Raw genomic sequence first — 20,780 nt, forward strand, 5'->3', positions numbered from 1 at the left:
CCCCTGGCGCTGCCAGCGAAACTGTTGCCGCTCTCCCCTGAAGACTACACTTAACGTAGTCCATTTAATTATCTCACTAGACGACCGGTCTATTTTTAACTATAGTGACCGCCATGAACACGATAACCAAAACTAACAAGGGCGAACAAACCCGCCTGCATATCCTCGCTGCCGGGCAAACGCTGGTGCTGCAGAAAGGGTTTGTCGGCGTGGGGCTGAAAGAGATCCTGGCTGCCTGCGGCGTGCCGAAAGGCTCTTTCTACCACTACTTCCCCTCGAAAGAAGCGTTTGGCTGCGCACTGCTTCAGCAGTACGTCGATGCCTACGTGCAGCGCCTTGACGAGTTGCTGGCCGGGACGGAAGGCGGGCGCCAGCGCCTGATGCGTTACTGGCACGCATGGATTGACGATCCGCTGTTGGGGGGCTGGGCCGAAAGCTGCCTGGTGGTCAAACTGGCGGCGGAAGTGGCGGATTTGTCCGAAGACATGCGGCTGATTCTGTGTGACGGCGTGGCGTTGTTGACGGCGCGCATCGCTGAAATGGTCGCCGCCGGCCGCCGCGACGGCTCGTTGCCTGCCGGCGATGCGCCGCAGGTTGTGGCCCAGGCGTTGTATCAACTTTGGCTGGGGGCGGCGCTGCTGGCGAAGCTCACCCGTGATAAGGCGCCGTTGCGCCAGGCGTTAATGACCACTGAACGGCTGATCGCTCCCTAGGGCGTTGGCCGTATTCAATTTCCACCGTATTACAGGAACCCGATATGAAAATTCTGATTGTACTGACATCGCATGATGCACTGGGCAACACCGGCAAGAAAACCGGTTTTTGGCTGGAAGAGTTTGCCGCGCCTTACTATGTGTTTAAAGACGCCGGTGCGCAGCTGACGTTAGTTTCCCCGGCCGGCGGCCAGCCGCCGCTGGATCCGAAGAGCGATGAACCGGATGCCCAAACTGCGGCGACCGAGCGTTTCCGTAACGATCCTGAAGCCCAGGCGGCGTTGGCCCATACCGGCAAGCTGGCCGAAGTGAACGCGGCTGATTTCGACGCCGTATTCTATCCGGGCGGCCACGGGCCGCTGTGGGATCTGGCCGAAGATCCGGCTTCCATCGCGCTGATCGAAGCCTTTGACCGCGCCAACAAGCCGTTTGGCCTGGTCTGCCATGCGCCGGGCGCGCTGCGCAACGTGCAGGCGGCCGATGGGCAACCGCTGGTCAAAGGCCGCAAGGTGACCGGTTTCTCTAACAGTGAAGAAGAGGCCGTGCAACTGACCGACGTCGTGCCGTTCCTGATTGAAGACGAATTTAAACGCCTGGGCGGCCATTATGAAAAAGGGCCAGACTGGCAGCCGCACATTGTGATTGACGGCCAATTGGTCACCGGCCAAAACCCCGCCAGCTCTGAAGCCGTTGCTGAAGCCCTGCTGAAAAAGCTGGCTTAAGCCCTGGGCGCTATCGGCGCGAATGATCTGCAACATGTTGTCGGGCGCGCGCATCGGCGCGTGCCTCATCGCCGCTGAGAGCCTATGGCATCAAGCTGGGATACTGACTCAGGAGTCACCATGAATAATTCCGTTACGGCCCAAACGCTGGCCGCTACCGTCGCTGCCATGAAACAGGCGCACATACAGGCGGGGCCGGCCAGCGCCGAGCTGCGCCACGATCGTCTGGCGCGCGCGGCGCAGTTGCTGACCCAACATCATCAGGCGCTGGCGGCGGCGATCAGCGCTGATTACGGCCACCGCAGCACCTACCAGAGCCTGATGGCCGACGTAGCCTCTTCGGTGGCAGCACTGCGCTATGCGCAGGAAAACCTGGCGCAGTGGATGCAGCCGGAGCTGCAGGAAGCGCCGCAGCCGGGCATGCAGGCGCGCATACAGTACCAGCCGCTCGGCGTGGTGGGCGTTATCAGCCCGTGGAACTTCCCGCTGAATCTGGCATTCAGCCCATTGGCCGGGATCCTGGCCGCCGGTAACCGCGCGTTGCTCAAACCTTCCGAACTGACCCCACGCACCGCGGAACTGCTGGCGGAACTGATCGGCCGCTATTTTGATCCACTGGAGTTGAGCACCGTGCTGGGCGATGCCGATGTCGGCGCCGCGTTCAGCGCCCAGGCCTTTGACCATCTGGTGTTCACCGGCAGCACCGGGGTGGGGCGCCATGTGATGCGCGCCGCCGCCGAGAACCTGGTGCCGGTCACGCTGGAGTTGGGCGGCAAGTCGCCGGTGCTGATTGATACCGACGCCGACGTGAAAACGGCCGCCGAACGGGTGTTGACGGTGAAAACCTTTAACGTCGGCCAGATCTGCATCTCGCCGGATTACGTGCTGCTGCCGGCGGCGGCGCGCGATACGTTTGTCGAGCACGCACGGGCGTTTATCGGCCGGGCATTCCCGACCATCCAAAATAACCCGGACTATACCGCCATCATTAACGATCGTCACTTCCAGCGCTTGCAGGAACTGCTGGCGGATGCCCGCGCCAAAGGCGCGACGCTGGTTGAACTGCAGCCGCAGGGCGAACCCAATGCCGATGCGGCAAGCCGCAAGCTGGCGCCGACGCTGGTGCTGGATGCTACCGATGAGATGCGGGTGATGCAGGAAGAGATTTTCGGGCCGATACTGCCGATTAAAACCTACCACGATGCGCATGAAGCGCTGGATTACATCAATGCGCATCCGCGCCCGCTGGCCGCTTACTACTTTGGTGATGATGCCGCGCGCCAGCAAGCGTTTGCCGAACACACCACCTCCGGGGCGCTGGTGATTAACGATGTGATGACCCACGCCACGGTTGAAACCCTGCCGTTCGGCGGCGTTGGCCCATCCGGCATTGGCGCTTATCACGGTATTCACGGCTTCCGCCGTTTCAGCCACGCCAAAGCGGTGGTGGTGCAAAGCCCGGGCGGGGAATCCAACCTGCGTATGCGCGCGCCTTATGCCGAAGGGTTGGCCCAGATTGAAGCCCTGTTGACCGGTAAGTAACCGCTAAGCACACCCTATTCCCCGTGCCAGGGGAATAGGGCAAATAGGCCCGCCGCATTGCAGGTGGCGGTGGCGTATTGCCTGCAACGCGAGCGAGCCGGCGGCTGGCCTGTACGGATTATTTAAACACGTACGCTACCCCGAAGCGGAAACGAAACTGCCGCTCACTGGATTTTGCCGAACGGCTAATGTCGCCAAAGCTGATATAAGGGCTCCATTCTTTTTGTTCACCCATATTGTAATTAAATTGCAATTCTTGCTCGTAGTTGGTTTTCTTATTGGCGAAAAGATCTTCATCACCATGCATGTAGATAATTTTGTAGGTTGTGACCAGATCATTAAAGCGATAACGCAGATAACCATCCACTCGATTAACGGTGCGGTGCTTATTCGTGGTGCATACCGTGCCCACGGTATTGCAAACATCATCATGCGCGTAGTCGGTTAATTCGATGCGATATAACCCGCCAATCGACCAGCTGTCATTGATTTTATACCAGGGTGAAACGCCAAATTTCCATTCGGTGCGTGTTGAGTTGAATTCTGGTTGAAACAGGGGCGAAATAGATAAATTACCGAGCTGATATTTTTTGGCGAGCGTCATCTCTACCGCGTTTAATACGGTGTCGTTGTAGTATTTGTCCTTGGTGTTGGCGCCGCCGGTTTTAAATTTTGTTTCAACCGCAAACGAAAAATTTTCTGGCAGCTGTGCGGCGAAGGTTAATTTGTCGTAGTGTGTGCGATCCCGCGCCCGGTAGTCATGTCGATAATCAAATGAAACCTTATTGATAAAGGATTCTGCACTGGCCTGGGTGAAAGGAATAACGGTGAGTGTGGCGAAAATTAACGTGCTTTTTAACAGTTCCATGTTTTTCCCATTATTAACGATTAAATGACAAAGGCTTAATTAAGTTACCCAAAATAATTCGAGTTGCAGAAAGGCGGCGACGCAGTGACAAATTCGTCAGGAACGAATTTGCCTGGCCTCTAGCCAGCCTCCGGTGAGCGACAAATCTGCCGGGAGCAGATTTGAACGCTGCCTGCAGCGGCCCCATCGGGGCGAGGCCCAAGGATGGGCCGAGTAATAAAGCCAACGCATCTGCAGCTTGAAGTATGAAGGGTATATTTTTATTCGCTCAGCGTGATAACGTCATACATAACACTCCCGCCTTTCAATTCCAGGGAGATTGTATTGTTGCCTTTTTTAAGCTGTGCCGGTGTTATCGCTATCTGTTCAAAGTGATAGCGGCCGTTTTTTAATGCGCCGCGGTAAATGGTTTTGTCATTCTCATATTTCAGCGTTTGAATCGTTTTCCCGTTAACCACCACCGCCAGTTCCGGCGCCGTCGGGTTACTCATTGAGCCGTTACTGGCCGCGGCCAGCGCAATATTCAAGTAATAGGTTTTGTTCTTGGGCTGCATGGCAAAGCGAATATCCCATTTCCCTGGCTTGGTTTGGGCGTAATACCAATCCCGCTGGTAATCGCTACGGCCAATGGTAAACGTCAGGTTGGCCGGCACCGCATTCTGCCAGCGGTAATTTCGGGCTTCATGGCCGAGGCGGAATTCGCCGGCCTGGCGGTCTGCCTGGCCGATAGCCCAGATAACCGGTTTGGCGTGCGGGATCGTGATATCCGGCAAGCGTTGGTGGTTGCCGCTAACGGTGACGGTTTGTTGCGCCAGGATGCCGGGCTGCGTGCCGCTGTTGGCATACACCGCCAGTTTATATTCCCCTGGCCTGACGTGGCCGATGCTGAACTTGCCTTCGTTATCGGTGACCGCCTGGAAAGAATAACCCCGCGTCTGAAGATTAATGGCTTCATCCAGGGATGAGGAAAGTATGACGGTCACGGGCCATTGGCTATGTACCTGGCCGTTCAGCGTGGTGCGTTCCAGCGGATAGCGTTTGTCATCCAGCCAGCGATAGGGCCAGGCGGCTTTTTCGGCCGCTGACCGCCGGCTGGCGTCGTTAAGCATTTGCTGCTGATTACCCTGGTTGATATACAGCAGCCACGGACCATAGAGTTTTTTCCAGCCGGGGCGGGCGACCATGTCCGGCGTGCCAAAATGCGCGCCGGTCATATAGTTCAGGATGATCGCATCCTGGTGCACCAGCAGCTCTTGTTTTAGCGCATCGCCAGAAAAGTACTCCGGGCTGGCGTGAATCAGCCAGGCACCGACGCCATGGCCGAAGACGCCCCAGAAAGGGAGCGCGTGCAGATAACCGGCAAAGTCATATTTGGAATACACTTCGCCTTGGGGTAAACGCCAGGTTTCATCTTGTACTTTCGGTAATTGCTCAAGCTGGCCATAAAGCAACGGTTGCCCGGTGCGCACGCCGTTATACAGATGATCAAGCTTGGCGGGATCGAACCGGTAGACGTTGCGCAGCTCACTGATGACCACGTCTTGCTTTCCCGCATTTTCAGCGACGACATAGCTATAAATACCGCTGATGCCTTTGCGCATAATCAAATGATATTCCAGGCGCAATAATCCCCGTTGGTCATCGATATAAGCAATATGCGCCATCTCTGGCCCGTTTTTAATAACGTCAACCCGGTTTGGCGTAAAGTCTTTTACGCCTTTAACGTAATAATCCAGATAGGCGCTGCGCTGTTTGCTGGGATCTCTTTCCGCCCCGGAAAGGTGAGTCACGATATTCTCGCCGTTTTTTATAATGCTGGCGGCGCTGCCGTCTTCGCTGAATTCAACTTTTATCAATCCATTGTCCAGCGTGGTTTTTAGCCCGGAAGTGGTTAATGCAACAGGAGCCGTACAGTGGCCGTAAGGCGACAGAATAAATCCAATCAGAAATAACATGCTTTTTTTCACAATCATCCCTCTTGGTGTTAATTGACATTATCAATGCCGTGCGAGCGGTGTTAACGTCATCCTAAAACCATCTCCAATGGAGACGGTGAGTGTTATTTTAATTTTTAGGCGTGGATAATAATGATGATGAGAAGGGGCCGATATGGCGGGGCCTGCGTCCTGCTAATGACCATCAGATATCCGTATCTCTACCTCTACCTATACCTATACCTATACCTATACCTATACCCGGCAAACTTCAGGTTGCAGGCGTGTCGGCTGCAATCTGAATGATTTTGGCGATAGGGGCTTGTGGCGACAACATAGTTAAAGTAGAGGGGAAGGCGGCGATGTACCTTTATGGTATTGCCATGTGGGCGTTTTATCAGGCAATGATATGAAGGGCGCGCGGATCAGTATCACATAAAATACAATTCGTTATCGCAGAAATTAATGGTTGTCGTAAAAATAACATGCCCATCCCTGGGCGATGTTTTGGCGGTGGGGCGGGCGCTATTTTAGCCGGCCATGGGTTTACGGCCGGCGCTGAGCAGCTTCGGCAGATTAAACTCAATCCAGTCCGTCAGTTGAATTACCTGCGTATACACTTCCCGCCCTAACGGCGTTAAAGAATATTCGGTATGCGGGGGCACCACCGGCAGGCTTTCACGGTGCACAAACCCATCCTTCTCAAACGTCTGCAGCGTTTGCGCCAGCATTTTTTCACTGATGCCGCTGATTCTGCGGCGCAGTTCGCTAAAGCGCAGCGTCTCATCATCCAGCGCAATCAGCACCAGAATTCCCCAGCGGCTGACAATATGCTGCAGTATCACGCGGGAGGGGCAGTCGGCATCCAGCAGCTTGCCGTACCGAACCGCCGGCAGGGCCGCACCGTTCTCTTTACGCATCGTTTTCCCCATGACAAATAAAATCAACACTAACAAAAAGGTAAGTACTTACCAAAGGATAGTATATCTTTTATAGTGATTGCCGTACAGAGAAAGCCGGGAATGGCTCCGGCAGTGCAGGACAATCCTGCTTATCACATCACACTGAATAGAGGTTGTTATGATTGCAGTTACAGGTGCTACCGGCCAACTGGGCCGCCTCGTGATCGAGGCATTGTTGAAAACCGTTCCGGCTAACCAGATTGTCGCCGCCGTACGCAGCCCGGAGAAAGCGCAGGATCTGGTTAAGCAGGGCCTGGTGGTGCGGCAGGCGGACTACAGCCAGCCGGCCACGTTGCAAGCGGCGTTCCAGGGGGTGAGTAAGCTGCTGCTGATCTCATCAAGCGAAGTTGGGCAACGCGCCGCGCAGCACCAGGCGGTGATCGATGCCGCCAAGGCCGCCGGGGTGGAACTGATCGCCTATACCAGCCTGCTGCACGCGGAAACTTCGCCGCTGCTGCTGGGTGAAGAACACCGCCAGACAGAGGCGGCATTGCAGCAGTCCGGCCTGCCGTTCGTGCTGCTGCGTAATGGCTGGTATAGCGAAAACTATGCCGCCAGCATTGCGCCGGCGCTGGCTCATGGCGCCTTTATCGGCGCGGCAAAAAACGGGCGTATTGCTTCTGCTGCCCGCGCAGATTATGCGCTTGCCGCCGCCAAGGTTCTGCAACTGGATGGGCAGGCAGGCAAGGTATACGAGCTGGCCGGCGACGACAGCTACACGCTGGCCGAGTTTGCCGCAGAGATTGCACACCAGTCCGGCAAGGCAGTTAACTATGTGGACATGCCGCAGGCCGAGTTTGCCGCCGCATTAAAAGGCGCAGGGTTGCCGGCCGGCCTGGCCGACGTATTGGCCGATTCTGACGTGGGCGCTGCGCAAGGCGCGCTCTATGACGACAGCCATACGCTGAGCCAGTTAATCGGCCGCCCAACCACGACCTATCAACAGGTTATCGCCGCTGCGCTGGCCGCGCTGTAACCGCTTGCGGGGGCTCAAGGCCCCCGTCATATCAGGCAACGCTGGCCCCAGGTTGTTCCAGCAGTTCACAAAGCAACTGGCGCTGTTGTTGCAGCGCCTGGCCGGTGCGCGCCCGGGGCCACGACAGCTCGACCGGCAAAACATGGCGGATACGCCCCGGCCGCGGGGACATCACTACAATGCGGTCTGCCAGAAACAGCGCTTCTTCCACATCGTGGGTCACCAGTAAAATGCTCAGATTGGTTTGCCGGCGAATGGCCGCCAGGCTGTCCTGCAACTGCTGGCGGGTGAGCGCGTCCAGCGCGCCGAACGGTTCATCCAGCAGCAGAATGGTGGGCTGCGCCGCCAGCCCGCGGGCGATGGCCACACGCTGCGCCATCCCTCCCGATAGCTGGTGCGGCCAGGCCTGCGCAAACCCCTCCAATCCCATCATCGCCAGGTAATGCGCCACCTGGCGGGCGGTTTCCTGCGGCGGCAAATGCTGTTGCTCCATGCCGAGCGCGATGTTATCCGCTACCGTCAGCCAGGGGAACAGCCGCGCTTCCTGGAACACCAGGCTCACCCGCGGCGGAATGCCGTGCAGCGGGCGGCCGTTAACCGTGATCTGCCCATGTTCGGCTTGCTCAAGCCCGGCGGCCAGCCGCAGCAGGGTGGATTTGCCACAGCCGCTGGCGCCGATAATCGCCACCAGTTCGCCCGGGGCGAGCGCCAGGTTGATCTCCTGCAGGGCAGGGAGCGCCTGGCCGTTGACGGTAAAAAACTTACTGATATGGCTAAATTGCAGCGACATAGCGGCTCCGTAAGGTTATCAGTGAAAGCGCCAGGCGGTGAGGCGGCGTTCCGCCAGCGCAATGGCCTTGGCGGAAAGCGCCGCCACCAGCGCTATCAGCGCCACGCCGGCGAGAATGCGATCGGCCGCCAGCAATTGCTGGGCGCGCATCATCATGCTGCCTAGCCCGTCGCCGGACGAGATAAAATATTCCGCGCCGATGGTGCCGACCCAGGCATGCATCAGCCCCAGCCGCAGCCCGGAAAACAGCGCCGGCAGCATGCCGGGCAGCACCAGTTTGCGCAGGCGCTGGCCTGGCGTCAGTTGCAGAATGCGGCTCACCTCCTGCAGCATCGGCGGCAACTGGGCAATGCCCTGATGGGTGGCCAGCAGCACCGGGAAGAACGTCGCCAGCGCGATGAATACGATTTTGGCCATTTCTCCCAGGCCGAACCAGGCGGTCAGCAGTGGCAGCCAGGCGAACACCGCCACGCTGCGCAGGGCGGAAAGCAGCGGGCTGAACAGCCGATCGGCCATCGGCCAACTGCCGAGCAACCCGCCGGCCAGCATGCCGGCCGCGCTGCCCAACGCAAAGCCCTGTAGCATACGGAACAGGCTGGCGGCCAGATCGCCCGCCAGCGTGCCGTTGAACAGGCCGTCGAACAGCGTGCGCCCGACGGCCGCCGGGGCCGGCAGGAAGGCGCTAGCCAACAGGCCGTGAGCGGCGGCAAACTGCCAGAGTGCCGCCAGCAGCAACGGCACCACCCAACCCGTCAGGGAAAAGCCCGCCGCCGGGGTGCGCAGGTTATCCGGGCTGATCACCTGCGCCGGCCAGTGCACCCAGCGCCGGGTCAGCCACAGCAGGCCTTTTTCACCGAGGAAGCCAAACGCGCCGATCACGAAAATGCAGACAAACACCAGATCCAGCATAAACAGCTGCCGGCTTTGCACCAGCAGATAACCCAGCCCTTCGCTTGAAGCCAGCAGTTCCACGGCGATCAGCGCTACCCACCCTTGCGAAAAGGCCAGCCGTACCCCGGTCATCAGGTAGGGCAGCATCGCCGGCAGGATCAGGCGGCGCACAAACGCCAGCGGCGGCAGGCGCAGGCTGCGCGCCGCTTCATACAGTTTTTGCGGCGTTTGCTGGATGCCGATGCAGGTATACAGCGCCACCGGCACCGCCACCGATTTGATTAAAATGGTCAGCTTGAGCGCTTCGCCAATCCCCAGCGCCAGCATCAGCAGTGGGATCCACGCCAGGGTAGGGATCTGCACCAGCACGGTAAAAATCGGCATTAACAGGCGGTTGGCGAACGGGCTTAGGCCAAACAGGGCACCAAGCGCCAGCCCGGTGAAAATGCCGCCGGCCAGCCCCACCGCCAGGCGCCACAGGCTAATGGGCAGCTCATGAATCAGTTCTTCCGGGATAAAGGCCTGCGCGCTGTCGAACACCACCGCCGGCGAAGGCAAAATTTGCGCCGACATCCAGCCGTGGCTGCTGGCCAGCCACCAGCCGCCCAACAGCAGCAACGGCACCAGCAGAGCGTAGTAGCCCGCTGCCGCCGCAGCGGCAGAAAAAGGAAGCGGGGGCGCGGCGTTGGCCGGCAAAGCATTTTTACGCATCATGGCTAAGCAGGCTTATTTTTGTGTTAGCAGCGACAGGCGGGTAATGCCTGCCTTTTCCAGATCGGCCAGCAGCCCGGCGACGATGCCGTAGTTGGCGCTCTGCTCGGCCTGCACCTGCACAATCAGGTTGCTATTGGCGGCTTTCTCCTGCGCCAGACGCTGCACCAGTTGTTCGCGCTCAATCGCCTCTTTATTGATAAAAAACTGCTGTTCGCCGTTGATGCTGACCACCAGCGGATCCTGCTGTTCGGCCGGCGCCACCGCCGCGGTTTTGGGCAGTTGGATCGGGATGGCGTTGGTCAGCATCGGCGCGGTCACGATAAACACCACCAGCAATACCAGCATGACATCCACTAACGGCGTGATGTTCATTTCACTCATCACGTCTTCGTTGTTTTGCGAGGAAAACGCCATTTACACCGCCTCCCGCATGTTTTTGACTTCGAAAGGCGTGGGGCTGCCGCTCACCTGAAAGCCCTGAGCCTGCATCACGCTGTAAATGTCGTGGGCAAAATCGTCCATATCGGCCACTGCCAGCTTCAGGCGGCGCAGGAAATAGTTGTAGATCAGCACCGCCGGCACGGCGACCGCGATCCCGATACCGGTAGCGATCAGCGCATTGCCGATCGGCCCGGCCACCGTATCCAGGCTGGCAGAGCCGGTCTGGCCGATACTCTGCAAGGCGGCCATAATTCCCCATACGGTGCCGAACAGGCCAATAAACGGCGAGGTGCTGCCGATGCTGGCGAGGATCGCCAGGCCGCTTTCCAGCGAACGGCGCTCACGTTGGATCTGCTGTTGCAGTGCGCGCTCTACCCGGTCCGGTAATTGGGCGTCGAGCGTTTTGCGCCCCTGTAGGTGCGCCGGCGCATCCAGCGCGGCCAGGGCCAACTGGGCCAGCGCGCCGGTGCGTTGGCTCTCGTTCAGCGCCTGGTGCAGATCCTCCTGCTGCCAGAACAGCTGTTTAAAGCGCTTATCGCGGCGCTGCTGGCGCAGGTATTGCGCCAACTTGAGCAGGGCGATGAACCAGGTTAATACCGAGAAAAACAGCAGCAGCAGGATAACGGCGCCCTCAGGGGAAGCCAGTTCAATGTGTCCGAGCGTCATAACCTATACCTCATGAGTCAAGCGAGAAATCAATGGGAACAATTACCGAGCCGCCGACGGCCTGGCTGCCGCGGCGGGCCGGTACGAAAGACCAGCGCCGTACAGTTTCTTGCGCCGCCTTATCCAGCGCAGCGTAGCCGCTGGATTTTTGCAGGCGGATGGACAGCACTTTGCCGTTGGCGCCAACCTGCACATTCAGTAATACGGTGCCTTCCTGCCCCCGGGTGATGGCGGCTTCCGGATATTCCGGCGCCGGGTTATGTAAATAATCGGCATTGGCCAGCGGCGGCGTGATCGGCTGTGTTTGCTGGCTCGCGGCATTATTTACCACGGCTTGTTGGGCAGGCGCCGGCGTGGCCGGCGTTTTATTTACCGGTTTGGCGGGTTTTACCGGGCGTTTTTTCTCCGGTGGTTTTTGCACTTTCTTTTCCGGCACTTTGGCCGGTGGCCGCGGTTTTTCCACCGGTGCCGGTGGTTGCAGCGCGTTTTCATCCACCGGCAGCGTTTTTTCTACCGGCGCCGGGGGCGCGGGTGGTTCTTCGGCCACCGGCGGCGCCTCTTGCGGCGCGGCGGTGAGTTCAATGCTGATCGGCAACTGGCGCGGCGGCGTGAGCAGCGGTGGGATCGCCGTGCGCTGCAACAGCAGCAGCGCCGCTGCATGCAGCGCCACGACCAGCAGCAGTGCCAGCCAACGTTCAGGCCGCGAAGCGCCGGCCAGCCCGGTGCGCGGCACAAACCGGCGACCGTGTGGCGCAGCGGCCGCCGGCTCCGTTGTTGTTGGCTGCCAGGCCGGCTCAGGTTCACCGGCATAGATTACTTGGGTCATTAAACTGTTCTCCAGGCGACAATATACCCTTCATACTTCAAGCTGCAGGTGTGTTGGCTTTATTACTCGGCCCATCCTTGGGCCTCGCCCCGATGGGGCCGCTGCCGGCAGCGTTCAAATCTGCTCCCGGCAGATTTGTCGCTCACCCCAGTCACTTACTCAAGTAAGCTCCTGGGGACTCGCTGCGTCGCCGCGTGATTCGGCCATTCGGCCTCACCCCTACGGGGCCAGCGCTAGCGCTGTTCAAAAACGCTTTTGCGTTTTTGTCCTGCAACTCGAATTATTTTGGGTACAGAGGATGAATTCGATTTTTCGTCCTTAGCGTTTAATGTCAAATTCGCTATATGCATATCGATATACATTTCATTTCTTTTATTTTTATCATTGCCGGTATTGGATAGGGAAATGCACGTTGACAGTGATTATCATCAACTTAATCGTAATTTCATTTTTAACTCTAATGCATACTGAGCATAGTTTTTTTTCATGTGCTGCATAGTGGCGTTATATTGCCGCTACGACTGGTTTAGCGAATAAATAAAAATACAAATGCGTTTTATGTATTAGCCAGTTTGTTTTCGGCCGTTTAAATGTTGCCGGAGCGATGATGGTGGATTATGGGCATAAACGCAAAATAAAAAATGGGTGTAAAAAATGAAAGTGGCAAAAGGGTGGGTATTTTTTGGCCTGTTGGCGGCCAGCGTATTTTGGCCCGGGGCGGCAAGCGCGGCGAATGAAATCCGCATTGCGGTTTCGGATATCGGCGCTGGCGAGCAACCGGCCGGCGGCGGGTTGATTGACGTGATTTACCGGCAGAAATTATTGGAGCAGGAGTTTGGCCGGGATGGCATCAACGTGCGTTGGCTGTTTATTAAAGGCGCCGGGCCGGTGATTAACGAAGGCTTTGCCAACCACCAGATCGATGTGGCCTACCTGGGGGATCTGGCCAGTATTATCGGCCGTTCGCGCGAATTGGATACTCAGGTTATTGGCGCCGCGGCGCGCGGCATCAACCATTATCTGGCGGTGCCGCGGGGCGCGGATATTCATCAACTGGCCGATCTAAAAGGCAAGCGCGTTGGCCTGTTCCGCGGCACCGCCGCCGAGCTGTCCTTCCTGGCCGCGCTGCATTCGCAGGGCATGAAGGCCAGAGATGTCAAAATCATCAATCTTGATTTTGCCGCCGCCAGCGCGGCATTGGCGGCAAAGCAGATCGACGCGACCTGGGGCGGCAACAATACCCTGGCGCTGCGGGATAAGGGCGTGGCGGATATTCCGGTATCGACCCAGGCGCTTAACGGTGCCGGGCAGCTTAGCGGGCTGATCGTCATTGACGGCGAATTCGCCCGCCGTAATGGGGATATTCTGCGGCGGATTATTAACGTGCAACGCCACGCTGCGGCCTGGGCCAGCGATGAAAAAAATAAAAACGGGTTTATTCAGTTGCTGGCAAAACAATCCGGTTACCCGGAAGCTATTTTGCGTGAGGAATGGGATGGATTGCCGCCGTTATCACAGCGGTTATCACCAGAGCTGGATAGTGCTTTTAAAGCACAGTTACAACAATCGATAAATACTGCGCTGGAAGCGCGCCTAATTCGCCAGCCAGTGAATATCGATAATTGGTTAAACGATGATTTTTTGAAAGCGCAGTGATTAATCACACGGCTGCTATTTCTTTTTATCAATTATTCCCGGCATACGGGGAATAGGCTGTTTTAAACTCGGGGAAAATATAATGACTATTAAAGACCGTTATTTTTGGCGCTATCCGCTGGCCATGAGCTGCCTGTTGGCGGTGCCGGTGGGCGCACAAGCGGCCCAGACAGCCGCAGAAGAACAAACGGCGGCGACTGCTCCTGCAGGCCAAGCGGTGCAGCTCAAGCGCGTTAAGGTCAGCGCCGCACGCCCGCTGGTTCGCCAGCAAACCACGCTGTCTTCGCAGGTGGACGGCAAAACGCTGGAGCAGGAGCGGCTGTATCGCTTTGAGGATCTGCCACAGGCGGTGACCGGGATGGATATTGCCGCCGCCGATACTCTGGATACGCGCGTCACCATTCGCGGCATAGGCGACGGCGGCGGCAGCGAAATCAACATCGGTATGCCGAGCAGCGTCGGGTTGTTCCTGGACGGCGTGCGCCTGTCGCGCCCGGGCATGTTGGCCAACGATCTGTTGGATATTGACAGCGTAAACGTGTTGAAAGGGCCGCAGGGCACCCTGTACGGCTTTAACACCACCGGCGGCGCGATAGATATCCGCAGCCGCAAACCCACCTTTACCCCGGAATATTCCCTGGAGCAATCCGTCGGCCAGCACGGCTATGTACAGTCGAAGCTGATGGCCTCCGGTGCTTTGAGCGATACCCTGGCCGGGCGCATCAACCTGTCGCACACCGAAAGCGGCGGCTATGTCACCAACGTCGAAAACGGCCACAAGCTGGGCGGCAGCAATAACAGCGGCGTGCGTGGGCAGTTGCTTTGGCAACCGCAGGATAACGTTAACCTGCGCTTTATCGGCGATTACAGCAAAGCGACCAGCTACCCGGTGATGTCGTTGGTCGGCACCCATGCGGTGAATGGCACCGATGGCTTCTTAACCCGGGCGCAGGCGCTGGGCGTGAAGGTGGTGGAAGGGCGGAAAGTGGCGCTGGACGACGAATCCAAAAACCGCGTCACCCAGGGCGGCGCGGCGCTGGAAGCCAATGTGAAGCTGGAGAACGGCTTTGCGCTGCATTCGCTGTCATCCTGGCGCTATTTCCGTTTCCTGCCGCGAACCGCCGATGCGTTAAATATCCCGCTGTATGCCAACAGCGGCGCCGACGTGCGCGATCGTATCTGGGAGCAGCGCTTCTGGATCGACTCGCCGAAAGGCGGCCTGGTGGATTACACCCTGGGCGCCGATTATTGGGGCGAAAATATGGACACTTTCGCGCACGATTACTACGACGGCGGCAGCCAGGTGACGAGCTGGTACGGCAACACCAGCAACACCGGGAAATTCGTTCAGCGTTTTGGCGAGCTGAACGACAAGGCGTTCTCGGTCTATGCCAACGGCACCTGGCACCTGGGCGACAGCCTGGATCTGATCACCGGCGTGCGCCAAACCTATGAGAAAAAGACCGGCTCCTTTAAGCGCATCAATAAAAACGATTTTGACTCCGGCGATCTGGCGCAAACCAACCACCTGCCGGCGGCGACCATCAGCGCCAACTGGTACGCCACGCCGAACGTCACGCCTTACCTCACCGTGGCCTATGCCGAAAAAGCCGGCGGGCTGAATATCTCTTCCGGCGCCGCGGCCAAGGCGGGCCTGGGCTCGTTATACATAGAGCCGGAAAAAACACGGGCGGTTGAGCTGGGGGTGAAAACCCACTGGTTCCAGCGCAAGCTGGAGTGGAATACGGCGTTGTTCTGGAGTGAAGTGCGTGATTTCCAGACGACCGCCTATGACGAAGAAACGCTCAGCAGCTACCTGATCAACGCCGGGAAGTTCCGCTCACGCGGTATCGAATCGCAGCTCTCGGTCTACCCGGTTGAAGGGTTGAGCCTGAGCCTTAATGGCACCCTGCTGGATGCTTCGTACCTGAACTTCACTAACGGCAAATGCCCGGCGGAAATCTCGCTGCAGGCTGGCGCCCCGGCCACCTGCGATCTGACCGGCCAACGGGTGTTCAACTCGCCGCGCCTGAGCTACAACGCCCGTATCCGTTATGAATGGAACACCTTTAATAATCTGCAGGCGTTCGTTTCCGGCCAGTGGTCGTGGCGCAGTTGGGCGTACGGCACCGTGGACAACTCGGCCTACACCCGCATTCCCGCCTATGGCGTGCTGAACCTGGCGACCGGCCTGAGCGGCAAGCAGGGCGATCACGGCTGGCATGTCTCGCTGTGGATGAAAAACGCGTTGGATAAAACCTACTACCGCGTCATGAAATCCGGGGATTACGGCTCGGCCTATGGTTCGCTGGGCGATCCGCGCATGGTTGGCCTGACAGTAGGCTATGACTTTAAAGGATAGTGTAATGCGTAATCTTCCTTACTCACGGCGGCACTTTTTGCGCGACAGCACCTTGCTGACCCTGGCGCTGCCGCTGTGGAAATCGGCTACTGCGGCGGCGCCCAGCCATGCCGGGGCGGCGGTAACGCCCCACGCGGTGCAGTTACGCTGGCTGGACGGGCAACCGCCGCGGGTGCTGAGCGGCGTCACCTGGGGCGCCCCCTGGCCGCAAGGGGCGGTGCCGGCGGGGAGCGGTTTTTTACTGCAGGACGGGCAGCAGGCATACCCGTTGCAGAGCTGGCCGTTGGCTTGGTGGCCGGATGGTTCGGTGAAATGGTCCGGCCATGCGCTGGGCGCCGCCACGCCGCGCATCGGGGCGCTCACTCTGCTTCCTACCGCCGCCGAGGCCGCGCCGCAGCGGAACCTGGCGATGGCAACCGAACAGGGCTGGCTGGTCGATACCGGGCAGATGCGCTTTAGCGTCTCCCGCAGCGGGCGGTACCTGATTGACGAGGTGTGGCAAAACGATCGCCTGGCGCTCACTCGCGGGCGGCTGGTACTGCGTATCCAGTCCGGCGATGAGGCGGAAGGCACGCACAGCGTGGCGGCGTTTCAGGGGCAGGCGGGATCCGTCACGCTGGAGCAGAACGGGCCGCAGCGGGCGGTCATCACCCTTCGCGGCAGCCATCAGCAGGATGAAAATAGCCGGATTCCGTTTATCGTGCGCCTGTATTGCTATGCCGGTTCATCCTCTTTCCGGGTAGTGCATACGCTGATCTACGATAACGATCGGCCGCAGCAATCTGTGAAGGGCATTGGGCTGGCCTTTGATGTGCCGTTGCAGGGCGAACTGCACGATCGCCATGTGCGCTTCGCCTCTGACGAGGGGGGCGTTTTCGCCGAAGCGGTGCGTGGCCTGACCGGGCTGCGGCGCGATCCTGGCGCCCAGGTTACGCAGGCGCAGCTAAGCGGCAAAGCCACACCGCCGCTGGCGGACTTTGCGCCCCAGGTGGCGGCCGGCCTTGGCTACATCCCGGCGTTCGGTAGCTACCGGCTAACGCAACACCACCCCGACGGCTACCAGATCCACAAGCGCACGGAGGCGGGGCTGGGCTGGCTGCTGTCGGCTACTGGCAGCCGGGCGGCCGGCGTGGGCTATCTTGGTTCACCGCAGGGCGGGGTGGCTTTCGGTATCCGCAACTTTTGGCAAAGCTACCCGGCCTGCCTGGAAATCGCCGGGGCGCATCAGCAGCAGGCGACGGTCACGCTCTGGCTGTGGTCGCCGTGGGCGGAGCCGATGGATATGCGCGCCTGGCACGGTGAAATGGGGCTGACAACCTTTAAAGCCCAGCGGGAAGCGCTGGACATCACCTATGAAGATTATGAACCCGGCTTTGATACGCCGCACGGGGTGGCGCGCACCAGCGAGCTGTTTATCGACGTGCTGCCGTCAACGCCGGATAACGCCGCTTTTGTGGATATCGCCCGGCGTATCCAGCAGCCGCCGCTGCTGGTGGCGAACGCCGAAGATCTCAGGCGTGCACGGGTGTTTGGCCCGGTGTGGGCGCCGGCCAGCGCCGTGAGCCCGCGCCATCAGGATCTCGCCGCGCAGTTGGCGTGGTATTTCGATTTTTACCGCCAGGAAGTAGAGCAGCGCAAATGGTATGGCTTCTGGGATTTCGGCGATGTTATGCACACCTACGACAGCGATCGCCACGTCTGGCGTTATGACGTGGGGGGGTACGCCTGGGATAACTCTGAGCTGAGTACCGATCTGTGGCTGTGGTACTACTTCCTGCACAGCGGCCGCCCGGAGGCTTTCCGCATGGCGGAGGCGATGACGCGCCACACCGGCGAGGTGGACGTTTATCACCTGGGGCGTTTCAAACCGCTTGGCTCCCGGCACAACGTCCGCCACTGGGGCGACAGCGCCAAACAGCTGCGCATTTCCACCGTGGCGAACCGCCGCTTCCTGTACTACCTCACTGCCGATGAGCGCATCGGCGAACTGATGGATGAACAAATCGAAGGGGGGCGCACCCTGCGCGACGTGATGCCGGGGCGAAAGATCGGCCAACAGACGCCGGACGATCCTAAACGCATTAGCCTCTATTTCGGCACCGACTGGAGTGCGGTAGCCGCCGCCTGGTTGACGGCCTGGGAGCGGCATGGCGATCCACAGATGCGTGATCGCTTGCTGAACAGTATGCGTTCGATCGCCGCCCAGCCGCACGGCTTCTTTACCGGCTTGGCGGAGATGGATCCCGACACCGGCGTATTCGCCCCCGCCGGGCCGGAACAGCTGTTTATTTCCCACCTGAGCGCGGTGTTTGGCCTGGCGGAAATTTGCAGCGAGCTGCTACAGCTGCTGCCGGACGAGGGCTTTACGCGCGCCTGGCTGGATTATTGCCGGTTATATAACGATCTGCCGGCGCTGAGCGCGTTCGTCGGCAAGCCGGTGAAAAAGCTCAACCTGGTGCAGGGCCACGCTCGCCTGACCGCCTTCGCCGCCTGGCATCAACGGGATAAGGCGTTGGCAGCGCGCGCCTGGCGGGAGTTTTTCAGCGGGGAAGGGGGGATTGTGCAACCTAACACCACCACCCGACTGATCCGCCCGCCGGAGGTGCTGGCGCCGTTGCAAGAGGCCGGGATTGACTCCTCCATCGACAAACGCTCGGGCAGCACCGGCGACACTAATCTTGCCACCAATGCGGTGGCGCAGTGGGGGCTAACGGCATTGGCGCTGCTGGCGCTGTTGGATGCCCCGGCGCCTTCCCACTAACACATCCGCGCCGACAGGCTTATAACAGGAAAAAACCATGACGGAATTAAACACCGCTGTGCAGCAGCCGGATCCGGGCGAGCCACAGGAGATTGACTGTTGCCCTTCTTCATCACTCAAGGCTGAACACCAATACCTTTTGCGCTGGGCACCCGCACCGGCGGCGACACCCTGGCATTGGCGGGTGGAGCAGGAGGATCCGCAGCGAACGTCGGTGCAGGCCGAACCGGGCCAACTGACGCTGGAGAGCGCCGCCGGCCTGACCGTGTGGCTGGATCACCCCCTTTCCGGCGCCTACCGCATTCGTTTTGTGCGTGAAGTGCAGTTGGCCGGGCGGCCCTACGATCGGCTTTCCGATCTGAACCAGTTTTGGGCGGCGCGCGATCCGGCAAACCCTAATCTGTTCACCCGCAGCGGCGTGTTGGATGAATACGACGATCTTGATCTTTACTATGTGGGGATGGGCGGCAACTGGAACAGCACCACCCGCTTTCGCGACTACAACGGCCGCGGGCAGCGCCAACTGCTCGGTGAGTTTACCGACGCCCAACACCTGCTGCAGCCCAACCGGCAATATGAGATTGTGATCGAGGTGGGCAGCGGCGGCACCCGTTTTCTGGTGGATGGCGAACCCTATTTCCAGGCGCGTTATGCCGCACCGCCCGCTGTGGGTTATTTCGGCTTCCGCACCGTGTGGTCGCGCCAGGTGATTACGGATTTCGCCATCATGCCGTTGTAGCCGCGGCCGGGTTGCCGTGCAGATCTTTATCGACCTGCACAAAGGTCGCCATCAGCGTTTGCGTCAGCCAAGGGAGCCGGGCGCCCGCCAGGGAGATGATGCCGTAATGGGTATAGAACTCATCGGTGTTGTCATCCAGCCCGGCGATTTTCAGCATGTGCAGGCCGTGCCGCGCCGGGGTTTTGAAATGGTTGGTGGTGCCGATCGCATCCGAGTGGCGGATCACGTCCAGCAGGCTGTAGCCATTTTCGCACTCGATGCTGGTGCGGATGTCCTGGCGGCCGCTCAGCTGCACCAGCGCCCGGTGCAGGTTCGGCGGGCGGATGGTGGCGGCCAGCGGGTAGCTGAACAGCTGTTCGACGGTGATTTCGTCAAAGGCTGCCAGCGGGTGCTGCTGCCGGCAGCAAAACCCCCAGCGGTGGCGGGTGAGCGGTTGTACCGTATAGCGGGCATCAAACTCGAAGTTGCGGGTATCGGCGACGATAAAGTCAAATTTTTCCGCCAACAGCCGCTTGCCCAACGCCTGCCAGTTGTCCACCCGGAACACCAGGCGGATCTTCGGCGAGTGGCGCGAAAAAGCGCCGATCACCTGGGGCATCAGCCATGCGGCGGGCGCCGGGCCGCAGCCAAATTGCACCTCGCCGGCCTCTTTTTCACTGAAGGCGGCGATGTCGTTGAGCAGATCTTGGCTTTGGTGGGTTAAGCGCCGGGCGTGCTCCAGAACCACCAGGCCTTTACGGGTGGGTTCCAGGTCGTTATGGCGGTCGATCAGCCGGGCGCCCACGTTCTGCTCCAGTGCCTGAATGCTGCGGCTGAAGGCCGACTGTGAGATCTGCATCGCCTGCGCGGCGGCGGTGAAGTTGCGGTGTTCAATCAGGGCGATAAAGTGGCGCAGTTGGCGTAGATCGATATTCATCATCGGATGTTATGCACAAGTGTGGGAGTTAGCGCCCAGACTAGCGGGCTTTCCACCAATAAAAAAATAATAGATAACTTTTTTATATTCCTTTTAGCTATACCTAAAATAATTTGGGTGATAGGGGAAGGGGTCGAGGGGATTGAGACAATTCCCTTTACGCTGGTGGCGGCAGAGTATTGTTTCGGCAACGTTCTTTGCCCTGACCGAGAGGGTTTCGGTCGCTATAACTCGGTCGTTTTTTGTCGCACCGCAGCCCGCGCCCGAGTAAGGGGCCGTGGGCGCGGCCCCTTACGACCCG

At 59.2% G+C, this 20,780-nt stretch carries 17 protein-coding genes; 8 read left to right on the plus strand and 9 right to left on the minus strand.

Features of this window, described 5'->3' with window-relative positions; all coding sequences use genetic code 11:
- Positions 1 to 113: 113 nt before the first annotated feature.
- The 3 genes from ACN28Q_RS21635 (at position 114) to ACN28Q_RS21645 (ending at position 2,977) form a co-directional block, all read left to right on the plus strand.
- Positions 114 to 713, plus strand: coding sequence for a TetR/AcrR family transcriptional regulator (locus ACN28Q_RS21635; RefSeq protein WP_230469525.1), 600 nt, complete (start codon positions 114 to 116; stop codon positions 711 to 713).
- A gap of 44 nt (positions 714 to 757) precedes the next feature.
- Complete coding sequence (locus tag ACN28Q_RS21640) at positions 758 to 1,435, plus strand: type 1 glutamine amidotransferase domain-containing protein (protein WP_095848230.1); 678 nt, start codon at positions 758 to 760, stop codon at positions 1,433 to 1,435.
- A gap of 120 nt (positions 1,436 to 1,555) precedes the next feature.
- Positions 1,556 to 2,977 carry a coniferyl aldehyde dehydrogenase gene (locus ACN28Q_RS21645; protein ID WP_095848231.1) on the plus strand — a complete coding sequence of 474 codons (1,422 nt, stop codon included), beginning with the start codon at positions 1,556 to 1,558 and terminating at the stop codon, positions 2,975 to 2,977.
- 118 nt (positions 2,978 to 3,095) lie between these two features.
- Here the strand turns inward: ACN28Q_RS21645 and ACN28Q_RS21650 are convergent, their stop codons facing one another.
- From ACN28Q_RS21650 to ACN28Q_RS21660, 3 genes are all read right to left on the minus strand, one after another.
- Entirely contained in the window at positions 3,096 to 3,845 is a 750-nt protein-coding gene (locus ACN28Q_RS21650; protein WP_095848232.1) for an oligogalacturonate-specific porin KdgM family protein, read from the minus strand.
- A 260-nt stretch (positions 3,846 to 4,105) separates the two neighbouring features.
- Complete coding sequence (locus ACN28Q_RS21655) at positions 4,106 to 5,800, minus strand: polysaccharide lyase family protein (protein WP_230469526.1); 1,695 nt, start codon at positions 5,798 to 5,800, stop codon at positions 4,106 to 4,108.
- 509 nt (positions 5,801 to 6,309) lie between these two features.
- Complete coding sequence (locus ACN28Q_RS21660) at positions 6,310 to 6,699, minus strand: winged helix-turn-helix transcriptional regulator (protein ID WP_095848233.1); 390 nt, start codon at positions 6,697 to 6,699, stop codon at positions 6,310 to 6,312.
- Positions 6,700 to 6,859: 160 nt separating this feature from the next.
- On the opposite strand from ACN28Q_RS21660, the gene ACN28Q_RS21665 reads away from it, so the two are divergent.
- Positions 6,860 to 7,717: an SDR family oxidoreductase gene (locus ACN28Q_RS21665; protein ID WP_095848234.1), complete on the plus strand. Its 858-nt coding sequence runs from the start codon at positions 6,860 to 6,862 to the stop codon at positions 7,715 to 7,717.
- Between the two features lie 31 nt (positions 7,718 to 7,748).
- Here the strand turns inward: ACN28Q_RS21665 and ACN28Q_RS21670 are convergent, their stop codons facing one another.
- The 5 genes from ACN28Q_RS21670 to ACN28Q_RS21690 are packed head-to-tail and all read right to left on the minus strand — an operon-like array spanning position 7,749 to position 12,045.
- The gene (locus ACN28Q_RS21670) at positions 7,749 to 8,507 is read right to left on the minus strand and encodes an ABC transporter ATP-binding protein (protein WP_095848235.1); all 759 of its coding nucleotides are present in this window, start codon (positions 8,505 to 8,507) and stop codon (positions 7,749 to 7,751) included.
- An 18-nt stretch (positions 8,508 to 8,525) separates the two neighbouring features.
- Entirely contained in the window at positions 8,526 to 10,109 is a 1,584-nt protein-coding gene (locus ACN28Q_RS21675) for an ABC transporter permease (RefSeq protein ID WP_413541214.1), read from the minus strand.
- 15 nt (positions 10,110 to 10,124) lie between these two features.
- Positions 10,125 to 10,526, minus strand: a complete 402-nt coding sequence (locus ACN28Q_RS21680; protein WP_095848237.1) for an ExbD/TolR family protein — start codon at positions 10,524 to 10,526, stop codon at positions 10,125 to 10,127.
- Positions 10,527 to 11,219 (minus strand): MotA/TolQ/ExbB proton channel family protein, encoded by a 693-nt coding sequence (locus ACN28Q_RS21685; protein ID WP_095848238.1) that lies wholly within the window; start codon positions 11,217 to 11,219, stop codon positions 10,527 to 10,529. It abuts the gene before it with no gap.
- Positions 11,220 to 11,229: 10 nt separating this feature from the next.
- Positions 11,230 to 12,045, minus strand: a complete 816-nt coding sequence (locus ACN28Q_RS21690) for an energy transducer TonB (RefSeq protein WP_095848239.1) — start codon at positions 12,043 to 12,045, stop codon at positions 11,230 to 11,232.
- A 654-nt stretch (positions 12,046 to 12,699) separates the two neighbouring features.
- On the opposite strand from ACN28Q_RS21690, the gene ACN28Q_RS21695 reads away from it, so the two are divergent.
- From ACN28Q_RS21695 to ACN28Q_RS21710, 4 genes are all read left to right on the plus strand, one after another.
- Entirely contained in the window at positions 12,700 to 13,701 is a 1,002-nt protein-coding gene (locus ACN28Q_RS21695; RefSeq protein ID WP_095848240.1) for an ABC transporter substrate-binding protein, read from the plus strand.
- Between the two features lie 82 nt (positions 13,702 to 13,783).
- On the plus strand, positions 13,784 to 16,063 hold the full coding sequence (locus tag ACN28Q_RS21700; protein WP_230469527.1) for a TonB-dependent receptor: 2,280 nt from the start codon (positions 13,784 to 13,786) through the stop codon (positions 16,061 to 16,063).
- 4 nt (positions 16,064 to 16,067) lie between these two features.
- Entirely contained in the window at positions 16,068 to 18,824 is a 2,757-nt protein-coding gene (locus ACN28Q_RS21705; RefSeq protein ID WP_095848241.1) for an exo-rhamnogalacturonan lyase family protein, read from the plus strand.
- Between the two features lie 37 nt (positions 18,825 to 18,861).
- Positions 18,862 to 19,563, plus strand: coding sequence for a DUF6250 domain-containing protein (locus ACN28Q_RS21710; protein WP_183096707.1), 702 nt, complete (start codon positions 18,862 to 18,864; stop codon positions 19,561 to 19,563).
- Here the strand turns inward: ACN28Q_RS21710 and ACN28Q_RS21715 are convergent.
- Positions 19,550 to 20,479 carry a LysR family transcriptional regulator gene (locus tag ACN28Q_RS21715; RefSeq protein ID WP_095849146.1) on the minus strand — a complete coding sequence of 310 codons (930 nt, stop codon included), beginning with the start codon at positions 20,477 to 20,479 and terminating at the stop codon, positions 19,550 to 19,552. The two genes, ACN28Q_RS21710 and ACN28Q_RS21715, sit on opposite strands and share 14 nt — an antisense overlap.
- Between the last annotated feature and the right edge of the window lie 301 nt (positions 20,480 to 20,780).

Source organism: Gibbsiella quercinecans, assembly GCF_002291425.1.
GTDB classification, from domain to species: domain Bacteria; phylum Pseudomonadota; class Gammaproteobacteria; order Enterobacterales; family Enterobacteriaceae; genus Gibbsiella; species Gibbsiella quercinecans.